Here is a 22,344-nt window from a genome sequence, read left to right on the forward strand (position 1 = left end):
AAAAAACCTCACCATCATTTAACCATCTCTCAGGCACCCCACAATCTGTGAGGCTGACAATGAACTGGCAATAATTAACTAAATAAGTAGTACAGACACGCTCTTGAGTTCTCAAACCACCACCACACCAGCCGGCTCATCAACCTCAACCGAGGAGAACCAGCCGCGCTGAGCAGCAAGAGATAAACTTACACCAAAGCAAGCCCAAAAGCAAATCACACCCAAACCAACAAGCCAAAACCATTGAAAACAAGCCAAAACATCGGCGTGTCGAAAACACGATAAAAACACGCAAAAACACACCACGCAACCACACACCAACAAAAACAAAACAAAAATAATCCAAAAAAACAAGAAAAACACCCCCAAAAACCAAAACACGGGAGTGTCGCGCAATCAACATAAGCAAAATACAAAATACACAACGCAATCAAACAACTACATATATGCACGCAACATGTGCGCGTGCTATATATAGGTGTATGAGAAATAGCGAGAAAAACAGCAATAACAACACACACCATCATATTGTTGTGTTAACAGGCGCAGGAATATCTACAAGCGCGGGTATTCCAGACTTTCGAGGCCCAGATGGAGTTTGGACTAAACACCCAGAACAAATGAGCGTATACGACATTGACGCATTTTTAAGCAGCGAAGAAGAACGCATGTACTCTTGGCGATGGCAAAAAGAGTCGCCAGTTTGGAACGCTCAGCCAGGAACAGCGCATAAGTCGCTAGTAAAACTTGAGAAAGCTGGGATGCTGGACTTAATCGCCACTCAAAACTTTGATGCGCTTCACGAAAAAGCTGGAAACAGCCCAGACATTGTAGTGAACTTGCACGGAAGCATTGGAACATCACACTGCATGAGCTGCCACGCGAGCTATAAAACTGCGGATATTATGCGCGACTTAGACGCACACCCAGACCCACATTGCAGGCGCGCGCTGCCATACCGCGGAAATATGCCTTGCAACGGTCTTATAAAAACGGACGTTGTATATTTTGGAGAAGCTCTTCCCGAAGGCGCAATGGAACGCAGCGCGCAGGCGATTATGCACGCAAGCGAGCTGTGGGTTATTGGATCTACGCTAGAAGTGTTTCCAGCTGCAAGCCTTGTGCCACTAGCCGCTCGCGCAGGAGTGCCGATTACAATAATGAACCTGGGCGCTACGCAATACGATTATTTGGCAGAGCGCATAATACGAGAAGATATTGCGAAAGCTCTGCCAAAGTTAGTAGACGAAACTATTGCAAGCTAACGGCGATTCCCTCCCACGGCGCAAGCGTGCCATTTTTAAGCGATTTAAGAGCATGATCCGCGCTGTACGTAGAAATCATCACATCATCATACGATACGCAGTTAGAGGCGATATTACGCAATAATTCGACACTTTGAGCAGGTATTGCTACAGAAGAATCCGTCATATTTATCATTACGAGCAACTTCTTTACGGAAGCGCAAGGCAAATCGCCAGCAGCCGCACTTGAAGAATTCACATCATTCTCAAGACCTGCCTTACCTGCCGCATCTGCCTCACATGCCTTAGCATTTTCACAAGTCTGCTCAACCTGCCTAATAAACGCGTAAACACACTCGTCATCCGCATCAATCAAATTCCAAGAACCAGCCGAAACAACAGGCTGCGAATGGCGCAACGCAATCAAACGCTTGTAGAACGAGTAAACGGAATCCGAATCTTCCATTTGCTCAGCAGCGTTAATATCTACATAATTAGGATTCACACTAATCCACGGCTGCGCATTATTTTGCGACGGAACGTTAAAAGGCATAAATCCTGCATATTTAGACGCATTCCATTGCATTGGAGTTCTAGAATTATCGCGACCGCGCTTTGCGAGCGCATCCATCATAGACTCAGCAGACTGAATATGCGATTCTTCTACGCGCTGCTTAAACATATTCAACGCTTCCAAATCGCGATACTGCTCAAGACGCGTAAAGTGCGCGTTTGTCATGCCAATTTCTTCACCCTGATACACGTACGGAGTGCCGCGATGCATGTGAAGAAGCATTGCAATCGCCTTAGCAGAAAGCACGCGCATCTCATCGCTAGCCTCACTACCCCAGCGAGAAAGCGCACGCGGCTGATCGTGATTATTAAAGAACAGGCTCGCCCAACCAGCCTCGCTAACTGCTTGCTGCTGATCTGCCATTGCGCGTTTTAATGCCGTCAACTTAAGAGGAATAGGATTCCACTTAGTTCCATTTGCGCAATCAACATTAACTTGATCGAACAAGAAGAGCATGTCTAGCTCGCCATTAGAAGGATTTGTAATATAAGTGTTTCGATGCGCGGAAATTCCAGGAGCCTCGCCAACAGTTAAGAAACCTTCGCGACCCTTGAAAACCGCTTCGCGCATCTCGCGCAAAAACTCGTCTAAACGAGGGCCATCAGAGCAGAAGAAATACGGAGAAGAGTAGCCGTCATCGCCTGCTGGCGCATCTTCAATCTGCGAACCGTACTCACCTGGCAAACGCCCTTCGCTATCTACGCGCTTAGAAATTTGCGTAATAACATCCATGCGGAAGCCGTCAATTCCGCGGTCCATCCACCAATTCATCATCTTGTACACTGCAGCGCGAACGGCAGGATTTTCCCAATTCAAATCTGGCTGCTTTGGCGAATACTGATGGAAGTAATATTCGCCGCGCTTTGGATCATACGTCCACGCCGAGCCGCCAAAATACGAACCCCACTTATTTGGCTCCGCACCTGGCTCTCCAGGCACATGCCCTTTGCGCGCTGGCCTCCACCAATACCAATCCGCGTAATCGCTAGAAGCATCTCTTGAAGCCTGGAACCAAGCGTGCTCGTCGGAAGTGTGATTTACTACCAGATCCATAACAACTTTCAGGCCGCGCTTGTGCGCTTGTGCCAAAAGATCGTCCATATCTTCTAGAGTGCCAAAAAGTGGATCAATATCTTGATAATCGGAAATATCGTAGCCGTTATCGTCTTGTGGAGACTTGTAAACAGGGCTAAGCCAAAGCACGTCAACACCTAAATCCGACAAATAGTCAAGGCGCGAAGTAATGCCCTTCAAATCGCCAATGCCGTCGCCGTTAGTGTCTTGAAAGCTTCGCGGATAAATCTGATACACAACTGCATTTGCCCACCAAGGGTTTGGCGTAGCACCATTTGTGCGCACGGATTGCGGCAAGTTCGCTCTGTTAAAAGTAGTCATATAAACCCCATTAATATTTTTATTATTTATTTTTATTATTCACAACGTTTACAATTCTATACTTTAACTATCTTTGGATTTTGCAAGCAACGTTAAAGTATTACTTACCATCTCAGAATACTTGCGAATAATTTTAGAATTAGTATGAGCATTAGAGAATAATTCATCATGATTCCCTACTCTTACCAACACTAAAGAAACAGACAATCCATCAACCCAATAAATAAGTAGTAAATCTGGCTGTACATGCAACTCACGGTACCCTTTCCAACTACCAGTAAGAGCATGATCACGATATTTACTCTTTAATAGCTGTTGATTATTGTCTATGAGAGCCTGAAATACGGCAAGAAAATCTTCAGTGTTAATATGCTTTTTACGAATCTTTTTGTAGTCATTGTCAAATGACTTAATGGTAAGAAGACGTCTCTTTTCACATACCATTTAGGTAATCCATCATATCGGAAGCAGTATGTGATTCATGAGTAAATTCGCGATTTTGAACTTGCCTACGAGCTTCCTTGTTTTTATTTTCGATAGCTTCTTCAATATACTTTTGAAGTTGTTCCTCGAGTGATTGATAATGCTCAAAATCTTCACGATTAATAATGAAGTACATTGGTTGATTATTTTTTAGCACTGTAACTGGCATACCAGAACTTACCTTGGCAAAAGCCTGTGCAGATTTACCATTACTAAAAGCACTAATCGGAACCATAGTGCTTATTGGAGCGACTGTGACCATGAGAATTGCCTTAACTTTTCTACAAATAATCTATATTAATATTCAATACATGTATATTTACTATGCGTTTTACAAGTATATATGAAAGTCATTGTACTTGTAAATATTATAGTTAAAAGTATATAAAAAGCGGCCCGCAGTAAAACCGCGAGCCGCGCCTCCTTCTCATTCATTGCAAGAGCTATAGGTATACTCTCTAAATTATTGCTGATTATGCAATTTAAATGCAAGCTCCGCCAAATGAACTCCGTGCGTTAAGAACTCGTGAGTGCGGCACGCGTAGTCATTTTCGCGACCAAGCTTTGCAATATATCCGTTTATATAATCAACCTCTGTTTTGCGACCGCGACTCATATCTTGGTACATAGAAGGATAGTGCAAAGGATTTGCAACACGGCTCACATAGTCAATAGCCTCCAGCTCCTGCTGACGAGTATTAACCATACGGATTCCTGCACGATCGCACACATCGTACGCTTCGTTAATAAGTTGGCGAGCCATATCCATAGCTCCTGGGTACGAAATAAACTGACCCATCTGAATCTGATACATTGTGCACAAAGTATTAACTACGGAATTAAAAACTACCTTCGCCATGCACGTACCCTTAAAATCTTCCGTAATTGTAGGATTCAAGCCAGCAGCTTGAAAATCATCACGCATAGCAAGCTCAACATTGCTCACTTGCTCGTTCAACGCGCACATATTCATTGTGCCAACGCCAACTTTACCAATAAAATCAACGTCTCCTGGGCCATTCAGCACGGTTGCAATCATTGCGGTACCGCCGTAAATACGATCATCCGAGAAATACTGCTGAAGCTTTTCAAAGTGACCCCAACCGTTCATTGCAGCGAACACAACTTGATGATCCTTAAACAAATGCTTGCATCGCTCCAACATTTCCGCAAGCTGCATCTGCTTCATAAACACAATCCACACATCTGGATTGCCGTCATAATTTTCTGGAGTATACATATTGATTGGCACAAGATGACGATTTTCATGGTCACGACTCACCATTACACCACCCTGCTCGCGAACTTTATTCACATTTTCATCCCAGGCATCAATGAAATCAACATGAATACCGGCCGTCTCCTGCAACAAAACGCCATAGCGATATCCCATAGCGCCCGAACCGATCATTGCATATTTCATGTCACTCATAATGACACCTCCCTGTAGGTAAAGTGGCGCCCATACATAAATTCATAGATTTCATTTATATGGATTACGCGTAAGCGACCACGAATATAACAAAAAGCAGAAGACTGAATGAGTGAAAATCAATCAGTCAACTGCTCTTTGGTTTTTATAGCATATTACACAGTTTTTTGAGAATGTCAAAATTTTGTATTACTTAAAATGCAATTATCAATTAATAATGATTACATAAGCTAATAATGCTCACATAATTAATGCTCACGAATATGCGTATATCGCAAGCACCTACAACGTAAACACCTACAGCACAATCACCTACAACTCAGTCACTTAAGCATTAAAGAATTGACGAATTTGTTCAACAGTGCCATAAGAAGCTTGAGCGCCAAAACCAGTAGCTGCATACGCAGAAACATAAGACGCTAGCGCAGCAGCTTCGTCTAATCGCATATCTACAGACAAACAAGCTAGTATTGTGCCCATAAAAGCATCACCGCAGCCAGTTGTGTCAACAGCTTTAACGCGCTGAGGGGAAATCATGCATACGCAATCTTCCTTGGAATAATCCAACACTACAGAGCCTTTAGAGCCAAGCGTAACTACAGATTCATCAAATCCAAAATCATGCATAGCGTGAGCTACATGATTCCAATCAAAAGAACACCAATCGCCATCTTCTGGCTCTTCAATATTCAAAAGTTGCGCCATCTCATGCTCGTTAACAAGCAAAATATCTGCAGAATCAATCAAATCTTTAGGCAACTTGTTTAAAAATGGCGAATCGTTAAGAAGCACTTTTACGCCGTTTTCATGCGCTAGTTGCGCGCACATAGTTACAGTTTTTAAAGGACTTTCTAAACAAAGGCCAAGAACTTTTGCGCTAGTAAGAGCGGATTTTACTAATGGCGATTGAATATACTCACAATCGACTAAAGAATTAGAACCTGGAGCATACACAATAGTGTTTTCACCGCTATGAGCATCTACAGTAATCACCGTTGCGCCGCTCTTTTTATTTTCTACGCGACGAACACAAGTTGTATCGACTCCAGAAGATTGCAAAGAATTTAGGAGAAAATCAGCATTGGAATCGTTGCCAACTGCGCCAAACATTTTAACGTTGGCACCTAGTTTTGCAGCCGATACAGCTTGGTTGCCAGATTTTCCGCCTGGCAATACGCGAATCTCGTTTCCATTAATGGTTTCTCCTGGATTAGGAAGACGATCCGCCACAATAGTGTAATCCGCGTTCATAGAGCCGACTATTGCAATAGCGTTTGAATCTGCTTTATGCGATTCTTGCATATTCTCTTGCGTAACTTTTAAATCGTTTAAGCGAAGCGACGCAATATTTTCCAATCCACTTAATGAATCAAGCCTACTATAACAATGCATTTTTCTCCTAAATTAGCAACTAATCTTTAATATTAAAATTTAATAAAAGAACCTACAATTTAGAAATTAGAAAGGAACACCACAACGCAACAAAACGTTGGAATATGGCGTAGTTTCGCCTGTACGAATCACAAATTTTGCTTGTGAAACTAAAGCTTTAAAACCTTCATCGCCATCGTGCGGAACATACGTTAGTGGCACACCTAAGGATTCTTTTACCCACTCTTCTGGCTTTTTATTGCACGCTTCTTTAGCCATTATGCCTGATTCAAGTACCAAATCATCTTTGATTGCATTCAGCACATCGCTAAATCGCGGAATCCCAAATACTAAAGCTAAATCTATTACTTCTACGCCTTGCGGAACAGGTAATCCGCAATCAGAAATAACAAATTGATCCTTATGCCTAAGCTTTGCAAGAGCAGCCGCTAATTGCGAGTTCAAGATGCCATGAGTTAACATTTTTTCTCCTTATGATATTAAATTTTTACTTTGCGTTAGTGACTATCAACAGTGATAATCGCATAATAGCAAATGCTCATCAAGCTTAAATGCTTGCTGTAATGATTGATGTAAGACTAAATATCTACTTATTTGTATTTACTTTATTTTAAATATTTACTTTTATATATTTACAAATAATGTATCAAATAATGCATCAAAAATAATATGACCAAAATAGTGCATCCAAAAATAACGCATCCAAAATAATGCATCAAAAATAACGTGATATTAAAAACCACAAATAGTGCGGCGTTGAAAACGATGACAACATACACGTTGCATATACAATAAAATCGTATTAATTGTTACGCTTAGTATACAAGTCAACGATTTCAACGCCATAAATGTTGTACTACTTTTTGTACACTTTTCACACTATTTGGTTTATCACTTTTTTGTACTACTTTTTGTACTATTTGATTTACTATTACTCGAAATCAGCTACATTCTTTGCTGTAACTGTTTTCACAGTAATTGGTTCAGTCTTTGGAACAGTTTGCTTCTTAATGGCTTTTACAGCTGCAGCAACGGCAGAACGTCCAAGCTCCTTTGGTTGCTGAGCAATAGTACCAGCCATTGTTCCAGCCTTAATTGCCTTCATACCATCGGCAGTACCATCGAAGCCAACTACCTTAACATCTTTACCAGCTTTAGCACCTAATGACTGGATTGCACCTAATGCCATCTCGTCATTCTCTGCGTAAATGCCAGCTGCATTCGGGTGAGATTGCAACAAGTTGGTTGCAACGTTCAACGCCTCAGCACGATCAAAGTTAGCAGTCTGCTCTGCAACAACCTTAATATTTGGATACTTCTTAATGCGATCCTTAAAACCTTTACCACGATCTCGTGTAGAAGCAGCACCTGGAATGCCTTGCAAAATCAGGACTTCGCCTTTTTCTCCCATGCTCTTAGCGAGCGCATCGGCTGCTTGAGCACCTCCAGCCACGTTATCGGAAGCAATGTGAGAAGTAACTTTTTCGCCAGTTACGGAACGATCCACAGAAATCACAGGCATACCAGAGCTAAGAAGTGGCGCAACAGCTGGACCAGCAGCATCGGAATCCACAGGATTTATAATAACTGCTTTAGCACCTTGAGATTGTGCGTTTTGAGCCTGATCTTGCTGCTTAGAAGAATCGTTCTGAGCATCCGAAACCTGTAAATCAACGCCCAGCTTCTTGGCTTCCGCTTGTGCACCATCACGCAAATCCACAAAGAACGGGTTATTTAGCGTAGATACCAACAGCGCAACCTTGTCGCTAGAGCTTGCGTTTCCACACGCACTCATGCTGAAAACAAGAGCCGATGCTGCTGCAACAGCACAAGCGATCTTCATACCACGGCGCATAACTAGATAATTCATCATATCTCCTTTGACTATTGCCTTATTAATCGCAAATTCACAATATTTAAAACATTATTTGCATAAATAAGGCTGATGTTTTTGCCATTTATTTACCATATTGTTAAATTGTTTTCAGTTATAATTTAAATTATTTTTATTAGATTTTTGTTAGATTTCTTATTATATTTTTTGCTACATTTAGGCATTGATTGCTTGCCACCATTAAATCAATACCTTTTATGAACACCCCCCTTCTAAGCAAGAAGATCAAGTTTTTGCGGATTATTAATAGGCCTATTAATATGCCTTATTTCAGTGAGTATCTTCCTTGCGTCGCAAAGTATCGAGGCTTACAGCAAACGCAATCACCAAGCCAATAACAACTTGCTGCCAGAAGGAAGAAACGTTCAAAATGTTCAAGCCATTACGAATCACAGCCAAAAGTATTGCGCCTACGAATGTGCCTGAAATCTTACCTTTGCCACCAGAAAGCGATGCGCCACCAATAACCACAGACGCTATAGCATCCATCTCGTAACCAGTAGCTGCTTGAGGCTGAGCAGAATGCAAACGCCCTGCAATCACCAAACCAGCTACAGCAGCAAAAACGCCAGAAAGAATAAACACCATAATTTGAGTTTTATGAATGTTTATGCCAGAAAGACGAGATGCTTCCATATTTCCGCCAACAGCATACATTGAACGACCTGTAGTAGTGAAGTTCAAGATTATTGCGGAAATAACGCCCATAATAATCATCATTACTATTGGCATAGGGATTCCGCATATTGTTGCTCCGAAGAAATTCACCATGCCCGAAGTGGAAATAGGACGACCATCTGAAACGACCAGCGTAAGTCCACGAGCAACAGACATCATTGCCAATGTGGCAATAAATGACGGCAACTTAAGAAAAGCATTAGCAACGCCAGAAATTAAGCCAAAAACTGCACCTGTAGCAATGCCAATAATAATAGTCAATATTGGAGGCAAGCCCATAGAAGCGCCAGTGTAGGCAACAAGCATGCTAGAAATTGCAGCAACTGCACCAACCGACAAATCAATTCCAGCGGAAACGATTACGAAAGTTTGGCCAAATGCCAAAATTGCTACCGTAGCCGCTTGAATTCCAACGTTGAGAATATTTACACTTGTTAAAAATGCAGGCGTAGCGCAAGAAAGCGCTGCACACAAAATAATCAAACCAATAAGTGCACCATTACGAGATGCAAACTTTTTTAACGTTGGCAAAAAGCCTTTGTCGTCTGCACCATACCCTAAACGGTGAGATTTTTCGCTCTTTGTAGCACCCATAACAAATACTCCTTTAACGAGTTTCCAACAGTTCACAGCACCTATTTGCGCTTTACAAACTGCAGAACGCAAGTTTTACGTTTTACAAGTAATCTTTCAATTTTTAATTTTTCAATATGACTTCACGCCATGTTGTTTATTGTTATTTATTGTTATTTATTCCTATTTATCTGATTCACTAAGATGCGTTACGGCAAGTTCCATAACCTTTTCCTGCGTAGCCTCGCTTGCAGCAAGCTCTCCACTGATCTTGCCGTTTGACATTACGAGAATACGATCAGACATTCCTAGAACTTCAGGTAAATCTGACGAAGCCATAAGTACTGCTCCACCGTTTTCAACGATATTGTTAATAAGCTCATAGATTTCAACGCGAGCGCCAACATCAACGCCACGAGTAGGCTCATCCAAAAGCAGCACTTTTACGTTTGCCATAGACCACTTGCCAAATACGATTTTTTGCTGATTTCCACCAGAAAGTGAACCAGCAAGCTGATCAATATTTGCCATGCGAATGCGCAATTTCTCTGCGGTTTCTTCTTCATGCGCACGCTGACCTTTCAAATCTGCAAAACCAGCATGAGATGTAGGAATTAACGTAGAGATTCCAAGATTATCTGCAACAGATGCTTCCAAAATAAGGCCTTGCACGCGACGATCTTCTGGCACTAATCCAAGACCTGCAGCAATGCTGCCAGCAATATTTGCTTTAGGAATCACTTTTCCGTCTACAGTAACAGATCCAGAATCGTAAGTATCCGCTCCAAATATTGCACGAAGAACCTCAGTCCTACCAGCACCAACTAAGCCTGCAAGTCCAACGACTTCTCCAGCATGAACGCTAAAAGACACATCCTCAATAGCACCTTTTCGCGTTAATCCTTCTACTTTTAGCAATTCCTTGCCTTGATGCCTGTTTCCATGTGGGAACTGATTAGTTATATCGCGTCCAACCATTAACCTTACAAGTTCTTTTTCTGGAACATCTGCGCTAACAGTGTCAACGTATTTTCCATCTCGAAGTACGGTTACTACATCTCCAACTCGCGCAATCTCGTCCAAATGGTGAGAAATAAATACCATTCCAACATTTTTAGATTTCAAATCTGCAATAATGCTGAATAATTGTTCACACTCACGCTTTGTAAGTGCTGCCGTTGGTTCGTCAAGAATAAGAATAGATGCATGTTGCATAAGCGCTTTAGCAATTTCTACCATTTGCTGACGAGCCACTCCCAGATCTCCCATTGGCTTATCTACATCTTCTTCTAAGCCAATAACTTGCAATGCCTCTTTTGCTTTAGATCGCATAGTTGCACGATCAACAAAACCAGCTTTGGTTGGTAGCATGCCAAGAAACAGATTTTCCATAATGGAAAGTTCAGGCACTAAATTTAACTCTTGGTGTATTACAGCAATACCTAATTTGCGCGCAACATCTACATTAGGAATACGCACCGTTTTGCCGTTAATCTCAATATGACCTTTATCTGGCTGATAAATGCCACTCATCATTTTAATAACAGTTGACTTGCCAGCACCATTTTCACCAAGTAGAACATGAACTTCACCTGGCTTTACTTTTACTGACACATTGTCAACTACAGTAGAATTACCGAATATTTTCGATACTCCTACTAATGACAGCTCCGTCATGTTTAGCCTCTTCCTTCGCTATAGCAACAATGCGATCGCGAAATTACCATTGATTACGTCAAGTTATTGTTTGTTTAATTACGTTTATATTGACTTGCAAATTGCGAATACAACATTAAGTACAATGTGCAGAGTACAGAGTACGAACAATGTTCACTCAAACAATTAATACACGTACAACAAAGTTACAGTGCAATAATCAGTTGAAATACCGATAGATAAACCATTAAATAATGACGATATTTTGCAGCTTTTTACGAATCTATGCTCGCCCTAGCGATTCGCGAGGGATATACACAGTTTCTACACGCTGCGATTTAACGTCACCATTATTCTCAAGCATATCTAAAAACAGTGCAGCACTTATGTGGCCAATACGTTGAACTTGCTGTGAAATCACAGAAATACGTGGAGTTGCTAGGCGAAACACTTCTACATCATCGAAAGAAATCAATGATATATCTTTGCCTATTACTAATCCTTCTTGAGCCATCACTTGCATTACTCGCAACGCATCTGGCGAATAGCCAATAATAAGAGCTTTCACTCCAACATTAATCATGCGATGCATTACGCTTGCACACGACGACTGGTCAAATCCTGTTGATTCTACGAATACATGCTCTTCGCCAAATATCTCTGAAGCCACGGTTCTAAATGCTTGCTCACGTTCTTGCAACGAGGGCGAAGCAATAATTGGGCCAGAAATATAGCCAACTGAGTGAAAACCATGTTGCAGAACATCTAACAGCGCATCACGAATGCCCTTTGTTGGGTCTGAATCAACTACTGGCACGTGTTCTAAGCCGCCTGCTTGCGGTTCTACGTGGCGATCCATAAACAGCATAGGGAGTCGCTGCTCAATCAGCTTTCTCATAGCTTCAGTAACTTCACCTTGAGGAACTATAATCGCCCCATCAATACGTTGCGAAAGAATACTGGTTATAAATGAATCTTGACGAGATGCACTTTCAGATGATGTTCCTATAAATGCACAATAGCCTGCCTCAAACAATGAGTCTTGAACAGTGTAAGCGAGTTCAGCAAAATATGCGTTACGAATGTCTGGCACAAGCAGTCCTACTGTTTTTGTGCGTAACGATCGCATTGCTTGCGCGCGCGAATCTGGGATATAACCTAATTGAGCAACCGCACGCTCAACTTTTGCCTTGGTGTTTGCCGATATGCGACCCGTGTTGTTTAATGCGCGAGACACAGTTGACACTGATATTCCAGCATGTTGTGCAACATCGCGAATCGTAATATACGTCATAACACCTCCCATCGGTAACACTATACAAAACTATACAAGTACAGCATTTAAGATTATTTACATTGCAATTTATATGCTCTGATTTTCTCTTGTATTCTATATTCTAAATTACGTTTTTCCATATACTCCTCTCTTTTGAGAGAATCACACTATGCATCTATGCATACGATATTTTTACTAACCTCAATCTCACTAAGTAGCTTCATCAGCGCTGACCAAAGTCACCTATGAGATAACGTTTTCACACTCTTCTCGCTTCCGTAGCAAGCCTTGTGCGGTAACGTTACCGCAACTATAACATTTAGAAAGCGCAATTGCAAGATAAAAACACTAAGAAATTTATATTATTAAAATAATTATTAGTAAAATGAAATAATATAAAAATACGAGTAGATAAGATTAAATAAGACACAATAAAAGAAGACGAAACTAGGCTATATTAAACAAGACTAAACAAAGCTAGAAAAACTGCTAGAAAAGACTTGAGTAAATCAAACCTACCTGCGATTATTAAAGATCTACTCTTAAGATTTACTCTTAAGATCTACTCTCAAAAATCTACTCTTAAAAATCTACCTGCAATTCTTAAAAAAATCGCTTAGAATCTGAACACACTGCGATTCACAAACGGAGCCAAAAACTTGCGGATGTGAACCAATATGAGCGTCTCGTAAAATATCCCAAACAGATCCGCATGCGCCAAGTTTTGAATCCCATGCGCCAAAAACAACGCGACTAATATGCGTTTGTAAAATCGCGCCAGCGCACATTGGGCAAGGTTCCAAAGTAACAACAAGCGTGCAATCGCTAAGATTCCAAGACTTGCGGAATGCTGCCGCCTGCCTAATAGCAAGAATTTCTGCGTGAGAAAGAGGGTCTGAGTCTTGCTCGCGAAGATTAGAGCCGCGGCCAATAATCGCACCAGAACCATCTACAACAACAGCGCCAACTGGAACTTCTCCGCAATAGTAAGCGCGCTTAGCAAGTTGCAATGCCTCTTGCATGAGTGGAACATATTCGCGCACGCCGAAAGTCACATTAACCCCGAAGAAATATTGTGCAACGCAAGCCAAGAGCGAATATCGCCAAGTTCTTCCATGTGAACTGCGTGGTCAAGTCCGCGGTAACGCTTCTCTTCCAGCCAGGTATGCTCCTCAAGCCACGCTGCAGCTGCCGAAAACTCGTAAGGAGCAATAACAGCGTCATCCAAGCCGTAGCCAAAGAAAACAGGCGTATTAAGATCTGCAAGAACGTCGTCGTTAAGAGAAATATCTTTAGCAGCATTAGGAGCTACAAAGCCAGAAAGCGCAACGGATGCGCGGTAGCGATCTGGATTAAGCCTAAGAATATGAACAGCAAGAGCCGCACCTTGCGAAAAACCGAATGGAACAACAGCGCGGTCTTCTGGAATATTCGCCGCAACCCACTCATCAATCGCAGCAGCCGCAGCATACATATCTCGGTCTAAGTCGTCTCCGTTAGGCACAGCATCATGGAACCAACTGTAAGCGCCTTGAGCCAAGCGAAGTGGAGCACGCAAAGAAATCGCATCGTTATAAGGAGCCACAACGCGCATTAAATCAAGCAAATCATCCTCGTTCGATCCCCATCCGTGCAACAGCAAAAGAAGCGGCCTTGTGGCATACGCAGCTGCTTCGCCTCGAGAATACTTAGCAACGCTTACATGCAAATCTTCGCCGAATCTGCCTGGAACAACACTAGATTCGCGGCCAACATGAAGACCATTCGATGCGCCATCAGCGCTATCTTCGCTGCCAAAATCGCCATTATTGGCGTTGCTGCCATTGCCACCGCCAAAATCGCCACCGCCAAAATCACTATTGTTAAACTCGCTGTTATCGAACTCGCTAGAGATCACACCGTTATGATTAGTCATAACTACAGCATACGGCACAGCTTTGGCATTTATAAACGCGCGAAGGCCACACTAAACTCGCAAACGCTGCATAAAAATTTAACCCCAGCCGCTTGGACTGGGGTCTAAATTTAAGGAAAAAATATGAATAAGCTTTCGTGAATTACCTTTTAAGTTTTTCACTAATATTATGAAAACACACAATCCTTAGCGCTTATAGTGCGTTAGCTGATAACTTGCTGAAAGTTTTCTACTTTTCCCCTGATTTTTCTTAAAAATCAAGACTAATCAAATCTTAATCAAGACTAATCTTCCAAATTTGCGCGATAGAAGTTCTCGTAAGACCTAGACGGCGTTGGGCCGCGCTGACCTTGATAGTGAGATCCGTTAACAGAAGAACCGTAAGGATTTTCGCATGGAGAGCTTAGCTGGAAGAAGCACATTTGGCCAATCTTCATGCCTGGCCACAATTTAACTGGCAGAGTGCTAACGTTTGAAAGCTCCAAAGTAATGTGGCCTTCAAAACCTGGGTCAATAAAGCCAGCCGTGGAATGAGTTAAAATTCCAAGACGACCAAGCGAGCTTTTACCTTCTAAGCGCGCAGCAATCGTTGAATCTAACTTCACATACTCCCAAGTGGAGCCAAGCGCAAACTCGCCAGGATGCAAAATCCAAGGCTCATCAGGCGCAACCGCAAATTGCTCAGTAAGCTCGCCTTGATTTTCTGCAGGATCCACGTATGTGTAAGCGTGATTATTGAACAATCGGAAGAATCGGTCGAGCCGCACATCAATCGACGCAGGCTGCACCATTTGTGGGGTCCATGGAGTCAAATCAATATGACCCTCGTCATGAGCTTTGAGAATGTCGCGATCAGACAACAGCATAACGTCAAATCTCCTTGCTATAAAACCGCGTAAAATAAACACTTAAACACACTTATATGCCAAGTGTAGCGCGTGCCGCGGTCGAAAAACATTACACAAAATATTATGAAACATACAAAAACGCGGTACAGAAACATAGGTAATGTAATAAAACCACGTACTGTACCGCGCATTTACTAATCGCTATAATGCACTTATTCCATTAAATTCCATTAAGTTCCATTAAGCAGACATTGCAACAGAGGAAGCAGCTTTGCGTTTAGCAATAAATCGCAAAACGCACTTTCTTAACTCCGAAGCAATAAGCACAACCATTGAAAGCCCAAGGCACTCCACCCACTCCATAAAGTCGAGCGGAACTGTGCCAAATGGGCCATTAAGGAATGGTATATAAATTACAGCAAGCTGCAACACTACGGAAACTGCGATTGCACCCCAAAGCCAACGATTTGCAAACAAGCCAACAAACACGCTTTGCAAATGCGAGCGAGAAGCCAAAGCATTAAGCATTTGAGCAAACACAAGAATAGTGAAGCCCATTGTGCGCGCGTGAGTCATTTGAGCTGCATGAGTTAAAACAGTTGTGGAGCGGTCTGTAAACAATCCGCCAGCCAAATGCATATCCATGCCAATCAGCGTTATAGCTGCCATAATCACGCCAATAAACACAATGTCTCCCCACATTGGCTTATCGATAACGCTATCCGTAAGTCTTCGCGGACGCCTATTCATAACATCATCCGTTTGCGGATCAACGCCCATTGCGAGCGCAGGAGCTGCGTCCGTAAGCAAATTAATCCAAAGCAATTGAGTTGCAAGAAGAGGCAGCGTAACGCCTACAGAGTTTGGCTGCGTAATTCCCAAAGCGCCAGCGAAAACAACGCCGCCAAACACGGTAAACACTTCGCCCACGTTGGAACTAAGCAAATATCTCAAGAATTTACGAATATTGTCGAAAATTCCGCGTCCTTCTTTAACAGCTGCGACGATTGTAGAGAAGTTGTCATCTGCCAAAATCATCTTGGCAGATTCCTTTGTGACTTCCGTACCCGTAATGCCCATTGCAACGCCAATATCTGCCGACTTTACAGCAGGAGCATCGTTTACGCCATCGCCAGTCATAGCAACAATATTGCCTTGCCTTTGAAGCGAGGAAACAATCGCAAGCTTGTGTTCTGGAGCAACGCGCGCGTACACGCTCACTTTGCTAATCGCATCGTCGAAAGCAATGTTGTCGTCATCCCTAGAAAGCAACTCGTCAAGCTCATCGCCTGTAAGCGCATGCTCATCTTTTCCAATAATGCCAAGGTCGCGAGCGATTCGAGCGGCAGTAAGTGGATGATCGCCAGTAATCATAACAGTTCGGATTCCAGCACGATGCGCTTGAGCAACGCTATCTCGAACTTCGATTCTAGGAGGATCAATAATCGCAACCATGCCGTTCCAAATCAAATCAGATTCCAAAACATCGCTTTGTTCGGCAACATCTGCGATTTGGCCTGCAGCATTAGAAACCATGCCGTCAACTTTAGCTAAACTATCTACGCCAAGCGGCCTATACGCCATTGCAAGCGTGCGATATGCTTCGCCAGAGAGCTTTTCCACGTTTGCAAGAATCTCTTCGCGATCGCCGTCTGTAAGCGGACGAACAGCGCCAGCCACTGCGATTCGCGTGCAATAAGAAAGCAAAACATCTGGAGCGCCTTTAGCACAAACAATAAGATTTCCAGAATCCGAGCCATCTTTAACAACAACAGACATGCGTTTGCGCTCAGAAGTAAATGTCACTTCCGCAACGCGACTAAGATGCGCGTAACGCTTGTCTGCCTTGGTTTTGCGCGCCGCAACAATAAGCGAAACCTCGGTAGGGTCGCCAACTGGCTGCCATGCGTCAGACGATTCATTATGGTGCAAGTCGCCATCGTTTGCCAAGTACCCAGATCCGAGCGCACCAATCACCTCTGTAGCTAGAGCTGGAGGAACTGCCAAATCCGCATCTAAAGAATCAAGCAAAACCATTCGTCCCTCTGGCTTATACCCACTACCCGTAAGCTGCACTTGGCCACTAGGCGTTATAACACGCTCAACAGTCATCTCGTTTCGAGTTAAAGTACCAGTTTTGTCGGAGCAAATAACAGATGCGGAGCCAAGCGTTTCTACAGACGAAAGCTTTTTAACAACAGCATGATGCTTTACCATGCGCTGAACGCCCAAAGCAAGAACAACCGTTAAAATAGCAGCCAAGCCTTCTGGAACAGCAGCAACAGCAAGAGAAACAGAAAGAAGCAAAGAATCTATAACATCTTCAATGGTGCGGAATCCTTCAAGCGCCCACATAGACGCAAGCACAACGGCTGCAATAATACACACTGCGATTCCAAGAACCTTAGATACGCGAACCATCTCTTTCTCGAGAGGAGTGGCTTCTTCTTGCGCACTAGAAAGCATATCCGCGATTTTTCCAACCTGAGTTTTCATGCCAGTAGACGTGACGATTGCGCGACCAGTGCCCTGCGTTACAGCAGTGCCATTAAACACCATGTTTGTGCGGTCTGCCAAAGATTTTGGCGAAGCTAGAGTCTCTGGACGCTTGCTAACAGCAACAGATTCGCCCGTAAGGCTTGCTTCTGCAACGCGCAAAGAAGCGGCTGCAATAAGCCTTGCATCTGCAGAAACAGCATCGCCTTCGCCAAGAACCAAAATATCTCCAGGCACAACATCCGCCGTATCTATGCGCATAACTCGCCCATCTCTAAGAACAGACGTTTGCGGAGCGCTCATTTTTGCCAGCGCTTCAACTGCTTCTTGCGCACGCGACTCTTGAATATAGCCCAAAACTGCGTTTGCTATAAGAATCACGATTATAACTATTGAGTCAAACGGCAGAACTTCGCCGCCACTTTCGCCACCATGTTGTGCGCGCTCAACAAACCATGCGATTGCGGAAATAATAGTAGCAGCTATAAGCAAGTAAACAAGCGGATCTTTAAACTGTTCTAGGAATCTCTTCCACGCTGGTGTTTTAGGAGCGCTAGCTAAAACGTTCGGACCAAATTGCGCAAGCCTTTTAGCTGCCTCATCACTACTTAAACCCGTAGAAACGTTTACATTAAGCGAATTTGCAACATTTTGCACGTCTTGTAATGACGGATCTTTGGATTGATCGCTTTGATCAACCATATTTTCCCCCTTGGGAGCGCCGCGGAGTAGTCAATAATCAAAATTTTTACGCAAAGTTGACTCAAAATCTTGATTATTGCGCGGTTGTGGATTATTGCAATAACAATAATTTGCAATAATTAAGTACCGTTCTATTATGCCACATAAAGCGCCAAATACTAATGCCTCGGGGGCATGTGAAAATAAGAATATGGCTATGAAAAAAGGACCGACCAAGGGGTCGGGTGGAAAACATCGTAATGCATTACGCGGCAAAGGGCCTACTCCTAAGGCAGAAGACCGCGTTTACCATAAGGCTTATTTTGCTAAAAAGGCTGCGATTAAGCGCACGTTTGCAGATCCGCGTTTGGCAGCTAGACGCAGAGTAGATAAGTTGGGCACAGATAGCGACGAGTTGGTAATTGGGCGAAATGCAGCTCTTGAAGCTTTGCGCGTAGGCGTTCCTAGCACGCAGCTTTATGTGGCAAATCGCATTGAGCACGACGATCGCACGCGCGAAATCGTTAAGCTTGCTGGCATGCAAGGCTTGCGACTTTTGGAGGCGGATCGCCTAGAGATGGATCGCATTGCTCACAGCACTAATCATCAAGGCATTATATTAAAAGTGCAGCCTTATCAATACTATTCGCTGCAAGAGCTTGTTGACCGCGCAGAAAAGAAGGCTCGAGCTATGGAGGCAGCGGATTCTGCATCCGCTCGCATTAACGCGCGACCGTTGTTTATAGCGCTAGACGGAGTTACCGATCCGCAAAATCTTGGTGCTGTTATTCGATCCGCAGCCGCTTTTGGAGCAAATGGCGTAATTTTACCTGAGCGCAGGAGCGCATCTGTTACAGCTGCCGCTTGGAAGGTTTCTGCAGGAGCAGCGGCGCACTTGCCTGTTGCTCGCGTTGTGAACTTAAACAAGGCGATTCAAGGTTTGCGCGAGCGCGGATGGTACGCAATTGGCCTGGATGGCGGCGGAGACAAGCTTGTTGGCGAAACCGGTTTTGAAACCGATCCGCTTGTTGTAGTGCTTGGAAGCGAAGGCAAGGGCATGAGTCGCCTAACGCGTGAAGCTTGCGATGCTATTGCTGGAATCCCAATCTCTAGCGCTGTTGAATCGCTTAACGCATCCGTTGCAGCTGGAATCAGCTTGTATGCTGTTGCTAATGCGCGTAGGCTTGCCGCTTTAAGTCAAAATTAGCAATTGTATTGCTATTAAGAGTATTGCGGATTTAAGAGTTAACGGTAATGCGAATGCGGATTTTAAAGCTACGCAATCTACAAAGCTCACATAACGCGCGCACATTGGCACTGCTTTTGGCTTTTGTTTTATACATTGCGATTATTGCAATCGTAATGTGTTTCCACGAACCTTGGTTCGACGAAGCTCAAAGCTGGCTGATTGCGCGCGATTCGCCAATCGCAAGCATTTTTAGCGTTAGACCGCATTACGAGGGTCACCCTCCTTTTTGGAATCTTTTACTTGCGATTGCAGCTAAAAGTGGCGTTCCGTACGAGCTAGGAATTAAGGGAATCCAGCTGATTTGCGCAAGCCTACTTGGTGCGTGGCTTATTTTTAAATCGCCTTTTAAGCGCGCAAGCAGCCTTGCAACTTTTCTTATTCCCTTTACTTATTTTGCTTGCTTCCAGTACGGAGTTACTTCAAGACCGTACGCTTTGCTTTGCTTAAGCTTGCTAGTAGCGGCACATTATTGGAATAACGCGGATTCTAAGACTTCTAGTGCTTGGAAACTGGCGATTAGTCTTATGTTTATGTGCTTGCTTAGCGTATACGGAATTGCGTTTGCTGCAGGATTTACGATTGCTTGGATTTGGCGAGTTTTTAGCAAGAATATTAACGAAAACCTTAACGAAGGTCTTAACGAAGATCTTAGCAAAACTCGCAATAAAACTCTTAATTTTAGTGCCATTTTTCACGCGATTAAGGCAACAATTATACCGTCAGTCGCATCAAATTGGGCACGACTTATATCTTGGGGATTAATCGCCATTTTTGGCGTTGCAAACCTTGCTCTTGCATGGCCAGCAAAAAACGCGTTCGCCACTCGCGCAACGATTGATGGCAATTCAACAATCGCAAAATGCTTCGCTTTTATATTTGTAATGCCTTCCGAAAGCATATTTACAAGCTTTTATGGCGATATTTCAATGCGAAGAATGCCTTTTGACTTTTTGCCAATTGCAATATGCACGATTTTTAGCCTTGCGATTTGGGCATTTGCAATTAGAATAACCAAGCGCAGAAAACTTCTTGTAGTTCTTGTAATCCCTTATCTTGTTCTTACAATCGTAGCTGTTCGCTATTTTACGCTTCACCACGCAGGCCTAATCTTTGTATTTTTGCTAGCTGTGCTTTGGATAAGTCACATTAAAGAGCCTCTTAGCAGAAACGATATTCCTGCGATTTTTGTTAAAATCGCTCCTACTAAATCTAGATTTATAAAAAACAAAGCTTTGAAAATCAACTTGCTAATTTCAATAATTCTTGCACCAAGCCTAATTTGGAACGCGTTCGCTTGCGTAAACGACATTCTGTTTGACTATTCGCCTTCTAGAGCCGTAGCGCAATACATATCTAGAAACCACTTGCAAAATAAGCGTTTTGTAGCATCTTGGCTCCACAATTACGAGCAAGTTGACGAAAGTGGGAACGTTATTTCGCACGAAGAAATCGACACTCACCAATATTCATGGCTTTTAATAGGTGCAAACCCTTATTTTTCTAAGAATCTTATAGATTGTGCCTACAAAAACAAGACTTTTATAACAAACGAAAGCTCGTCTGCAAGTCAGCAAGAAAAAGAGTTGGCAGCGTGCGCCGCAAAGGGCGAGCCAAAGTTCTTTGTTAGCGAATCCAGCCAGCCGTGGTACTACTTCTTGGCATTAAACTACAACATTTCGCACTACAACGCGCACACTGTTTCCAACGTTAAAACGTCTTGGAAAGCTCTTGTTTGGGAAAGCACTGCCACTATTTACGAGCGAAAATCGAACATAAAATAAGCAAAAGCGGTTGTTTAGCAATCACTAAGCAATAAACTTAGCAACAGCTAAACAACAGCTACAGCAGCTCAATCTTTGGATGCTCGGCTCTAAACTCGTTCGTATGCGAATCGCTAGCATACCCAAGCGCAAATCCAGTTAAAAGCTCCATGTTTTCTGGAATTTCAAACTCCGCATCCAATGGGCTCCGCCAAGTTGCCAAAACACCAAGCGGGCAAGAGTCAACACCTAAATCTTTAGCAGCAAGAAACAGCGTTTGCAGCATAAGGCCAGCGTCCATTGCAGCAAATGGCATAAAATCGCGCCTAGCTAAAACAAAGCCAATAACGGGCGCTCCAAAAGCCTCGAAATTCCTGCGCGTATGGGCGTTCCTGGCTGCAAAATCGTGCCTTTCGATTCCTAAATGCGAATATAACGCTAGACCGAGTTTAGCGCTTCGCTGCTTTAAGTCGCTTGGGTACGGCTTTGCAACAGGAACGTCGCCATTAGGCGCTGACTCTTGAGCAAACTGAGCACGCTCAGATTCACTCAAGCTCTTATCTTTTGCTTTAAGCATTGCATTGCACTTATCTAAATAAGCTTTTACAATGTTGTCTTTTTTGCTGCCTTGCGCAATCGCAAGCGCATAAGCTCTTGTGTTGCTCCAGCTTGGCGCAAGAGAAGCAGTGTGCAATATTGACTCTAAAACGTTTTGCTCAATCGGCTTGTTCAAAAAGTCGCGTGTAGAAAACCGCTCCGATGCAAGTTGGCTAAAATCTTTGTAAGTCATGGTATCAG

The 22,344-nt window shown here is 43.2% G+C and carries 19 protein-coding genes; 3 read left to right on the top strand and 16 right to left on the bottom strand.

Annotated features, from left to right (window positions below; all coding sequences use genetic code 11):
- Positions 1-111 precede the first annotated feature (111 nt).
- Entirely contained in the window at positions 112-258 is a 147-nt protein-coding gene (locus tag AC1EKB_RS05695) for a hypothetical protein (protein WP_481249082.1), read from the bottom strand.
- A gap of 224 nt (positions 259-482) precedes the next feature.
- On the opposite strand from AC1EKB_RS05695, the gene AC1EKB_RS05700 reads away from it, so the two are divergent.
- Positions 483-1,265 carry an SIR2 family NAD-dependent protein deacylase gene (locus tag AC1EKB_RS05700; protein WP_481249083.1) on the top strand — a complete coding sequence of 261 codons (783 nt, stop codon included), beginning with the start codon at positions 483-485 and terminating at the stop codon, positions 1,263-1,265.
- Here AC1EKB_RS05700 and AC1EKB_RS05705 read toward each other — a convergent pair.
- The 14 genes from AC1EKB_RS05705 to AC1EKB_RS05770 form a co-directional block, all read right to left on the bottom strand.
- Entirely contained in the window at positions 1,252-3,213 is a 1,962-nt protein-coding gene (locus tag AC1EKB_RS05705) for an alpha-glucosidase (protein WP_481249084.1), read from the bottom strand. The genes AC1EKB_RS05700 and AC1EKB_RS05705 overlap by 14 nt on opposite strands.
- Positions 3,214-3,276: 63 nt before the next feature.
- Positions 3,277-3,657 carry a type II toxin-antitoxin system YafQ family toxin gene (locus AC1EKB_RS05710; protein ID WP_415693929.1) on the bottom strand — a complete coding sequence of 127 codons (381 nt, stop codon included), beginning with the start codon at positions 3,655-3,657 and terminating at the stop codon, positions 3,277-3,279.
- The gene (locus AC1EKB_RS05715; protein ID WP_481249085.1) at positions 3,647-3,958 is read right to left on the bottom strand and encodes a prevent-host-death family protein; all 312 of its coding nucleotides are present in this window, start codon (positions 3,956-3,958) and stop codon (positions 3,647-3,649) included. The genes AC1EKB_RS05710 and AC1EKB_RS05715 overlap by 11 nt, the downstream gene beginning before the upstream one ends.
- Before the next feature lie 201 nt (positions 3,959-4,159).
- A complete protein-coding gene (locus tag AC1EKB_RS05720) occupies positions 4,160-5,128 on the bottom strand; it encodes a ketopantoate reductase family protein (protein ID WP_481249086.1) in 969 nt (322 codons plus the stop codon).
- Positions 5,129-5,455: 327 nt separating this feature from the next.
- A complete protein-coding gene (locus tag AC1EKB_RS05725) occupies positions 5,456-6,520 on the bottom strand; it encodes a ribokinase (RefSeq protein WP_481249087.1) in 1,065 nt (354 codons plus the stop codon).
- Positions 6,521-6,586: 66 nt separating this feature from the next.
- Positions 6,587-6,982, bottom strand: a complete 396-nt coding sequence (rbsD, locus tag AC1EKB_RS05730) for a D-ribose pyranase (protein ID WP_415693925.1) — start codon at positions 6,980-6,982, stop codon at positions 6,587-6,589.
- A gap of 469 nt (positions 6,983-7,451) precedes the next feature.
- Positions 7,452-8,390: a D-ribose ABC transporter substrate-binding protein gene (locus AC1EKB_RS05735; RefSeq protein WP_481249116.1), complete on the bottom strand. Its 939-nt coding sequence runs from the start codon at positions 8,388-8,390 to the stop codon at positions 7,452-7,454.
- A 294-nt stretch (positions 8,391-8,684) separates the two neighbouring features.
- Positions 8,685-9,686 (bottom strand): ABC transporter permease, encoded by a 1,002-nt coding sequence (locus AC1EKB_RS05740; RefSeq protein ID WP_004123899.1) that lies wholly within the window; start codon positions 9,684-9,686, stop codon positions 8,685-8,687.
- A gap of 162 nt (positions 9,687-9,848) precedes the next feature.
- The gene (locus AC1EKB_RS05745) at positions 9,849-11,342 is read right to left on the bottom strand and encodes a sugar ABC transporter ATP-binding protein (RefSeq protein WP_415693924.1); all 1,494 of its coding nucleotides are present in this window, start codon (positions 11,340-11,342) and stop codon (positions 9,849-9,851) included.
- Between the two features lie 262 nt (positions 11,343-11,604).
- Positions 11,605-12,615 carry a LacI family DNA-binding transcriptional regulator gene (locus tag AC1EKB_RS05750; RefSeq protein WP_004113891.1) on the bottom strand — a complete coding sequence of 337 codons (1,011 nt, stop codon included), beginning with the start codon at positions 12,613-12,615 and terminating at the stop codon, positions 11,605-11,607.
- A gap of 572 nt (positions 12,616-13,187) precedes the next feature.
- The gene (locus tag AC1EKB_RS05755; protein ID WP_481249088.1) at positions 13,188-13,652 is read right to left on the bottom strand and encodes a nucleoside deaminase; all 465 of its coding nucleotides are present in this window, start codon (positions 13,650-13,652) and stop codon (positions 13,188-13,190) included.
- Entirely contained in the window at positions 13,649-14,512 is an 864-nt protein-coding gene (locus AC1EKB_RS05760; RefSeq protein WP_481249089.1) for an alpha/beta hydrolase, read from the bottom strand. The genes AC1EKB_RS05755 and AC1EKB_RS05760 overlap by 4 nt, the downstream gene beginning before the upstream one ends.
- A 284-nt stretch (positions 14,513-14,796) precedes the next feature.
- Positions 14,797-15,378 (bottom strand): dCTP deaminase, encoded by a 582-nt coding sequence (dcd, locus tag AC1EKB_RS05765; RefSeq protein ID WP_004131288.1) that lies wholly within the window; start codon positions 15,376-15,378, stop codon positions 14,797-14,799.
- Between the two features lie 222 nt (positions 15,379-15,600).
- On the bottom strand, positions 15,601-18,558 hold the full coding sequence (locus AC1EKB_RS05770; protein WP_481249090.1) for a cation-translocating P-type ATPase: 2,958 nt from the start codon (positions 18,556-18,558) through the stop codon (positions 15,601-15,603).
- A 190-nt stretch (positions 18,559-18,748) separates the two neighbouring features.
- On the opposite strand from AC1EKB_RS05770, the gene rlmB reads away from it, so the two are divergent.
- On the top strand, positions 18,749-19,744 hold the full coding sequence (rlmB, locus tag AC1EKB_RS05775; RefSeq protein WP_004132439.1) for a 23S rRNA (guanosine(2251)-2'-O)-methyltransferase RlmB: 996 nt from the start codon (positions 18,749-18,751) through the stop codon (positions 19,742-19,744).
- Positions 19,745-19,797: 53 nt separating this feature from the next.
- Positions 19,798-21,567 (top strand): ABC transporter ATP-binding protein, encoded by a 1,770-nt coding sequence (locus tag AC1EKB_RS05780; RefSeq protein ID WP_481249117.1) that lies wholly within the window; start codon positions 19,798-19,800, stop codon positions 21,565-21,567.
- 58 nt (positions 21,568-21,625) lie between these two features.
- On the opposite strand, the gene AC1EKB_RS05785 is transcribed toward AC1EKB_RS05780, so the two are convergent.
- Positions 21,626-22,336 (bottom strand): nitroreductase family protein, encoded by a 711-nt coding sequence (locus tag AC1EKB_RS05785; protein WP_481249091.1) that lies wholly within the window; start codon positions 22,334-22,336, stop codon positions 21,626-21,628.
- Between the last annotated feature and the right edge of the window lie 8 nt (positions 22,337-22,344).

It is taken from the genome of Gardnerella sialicivorans subsp. sialicivorans, from assembly GCF_056746795.1.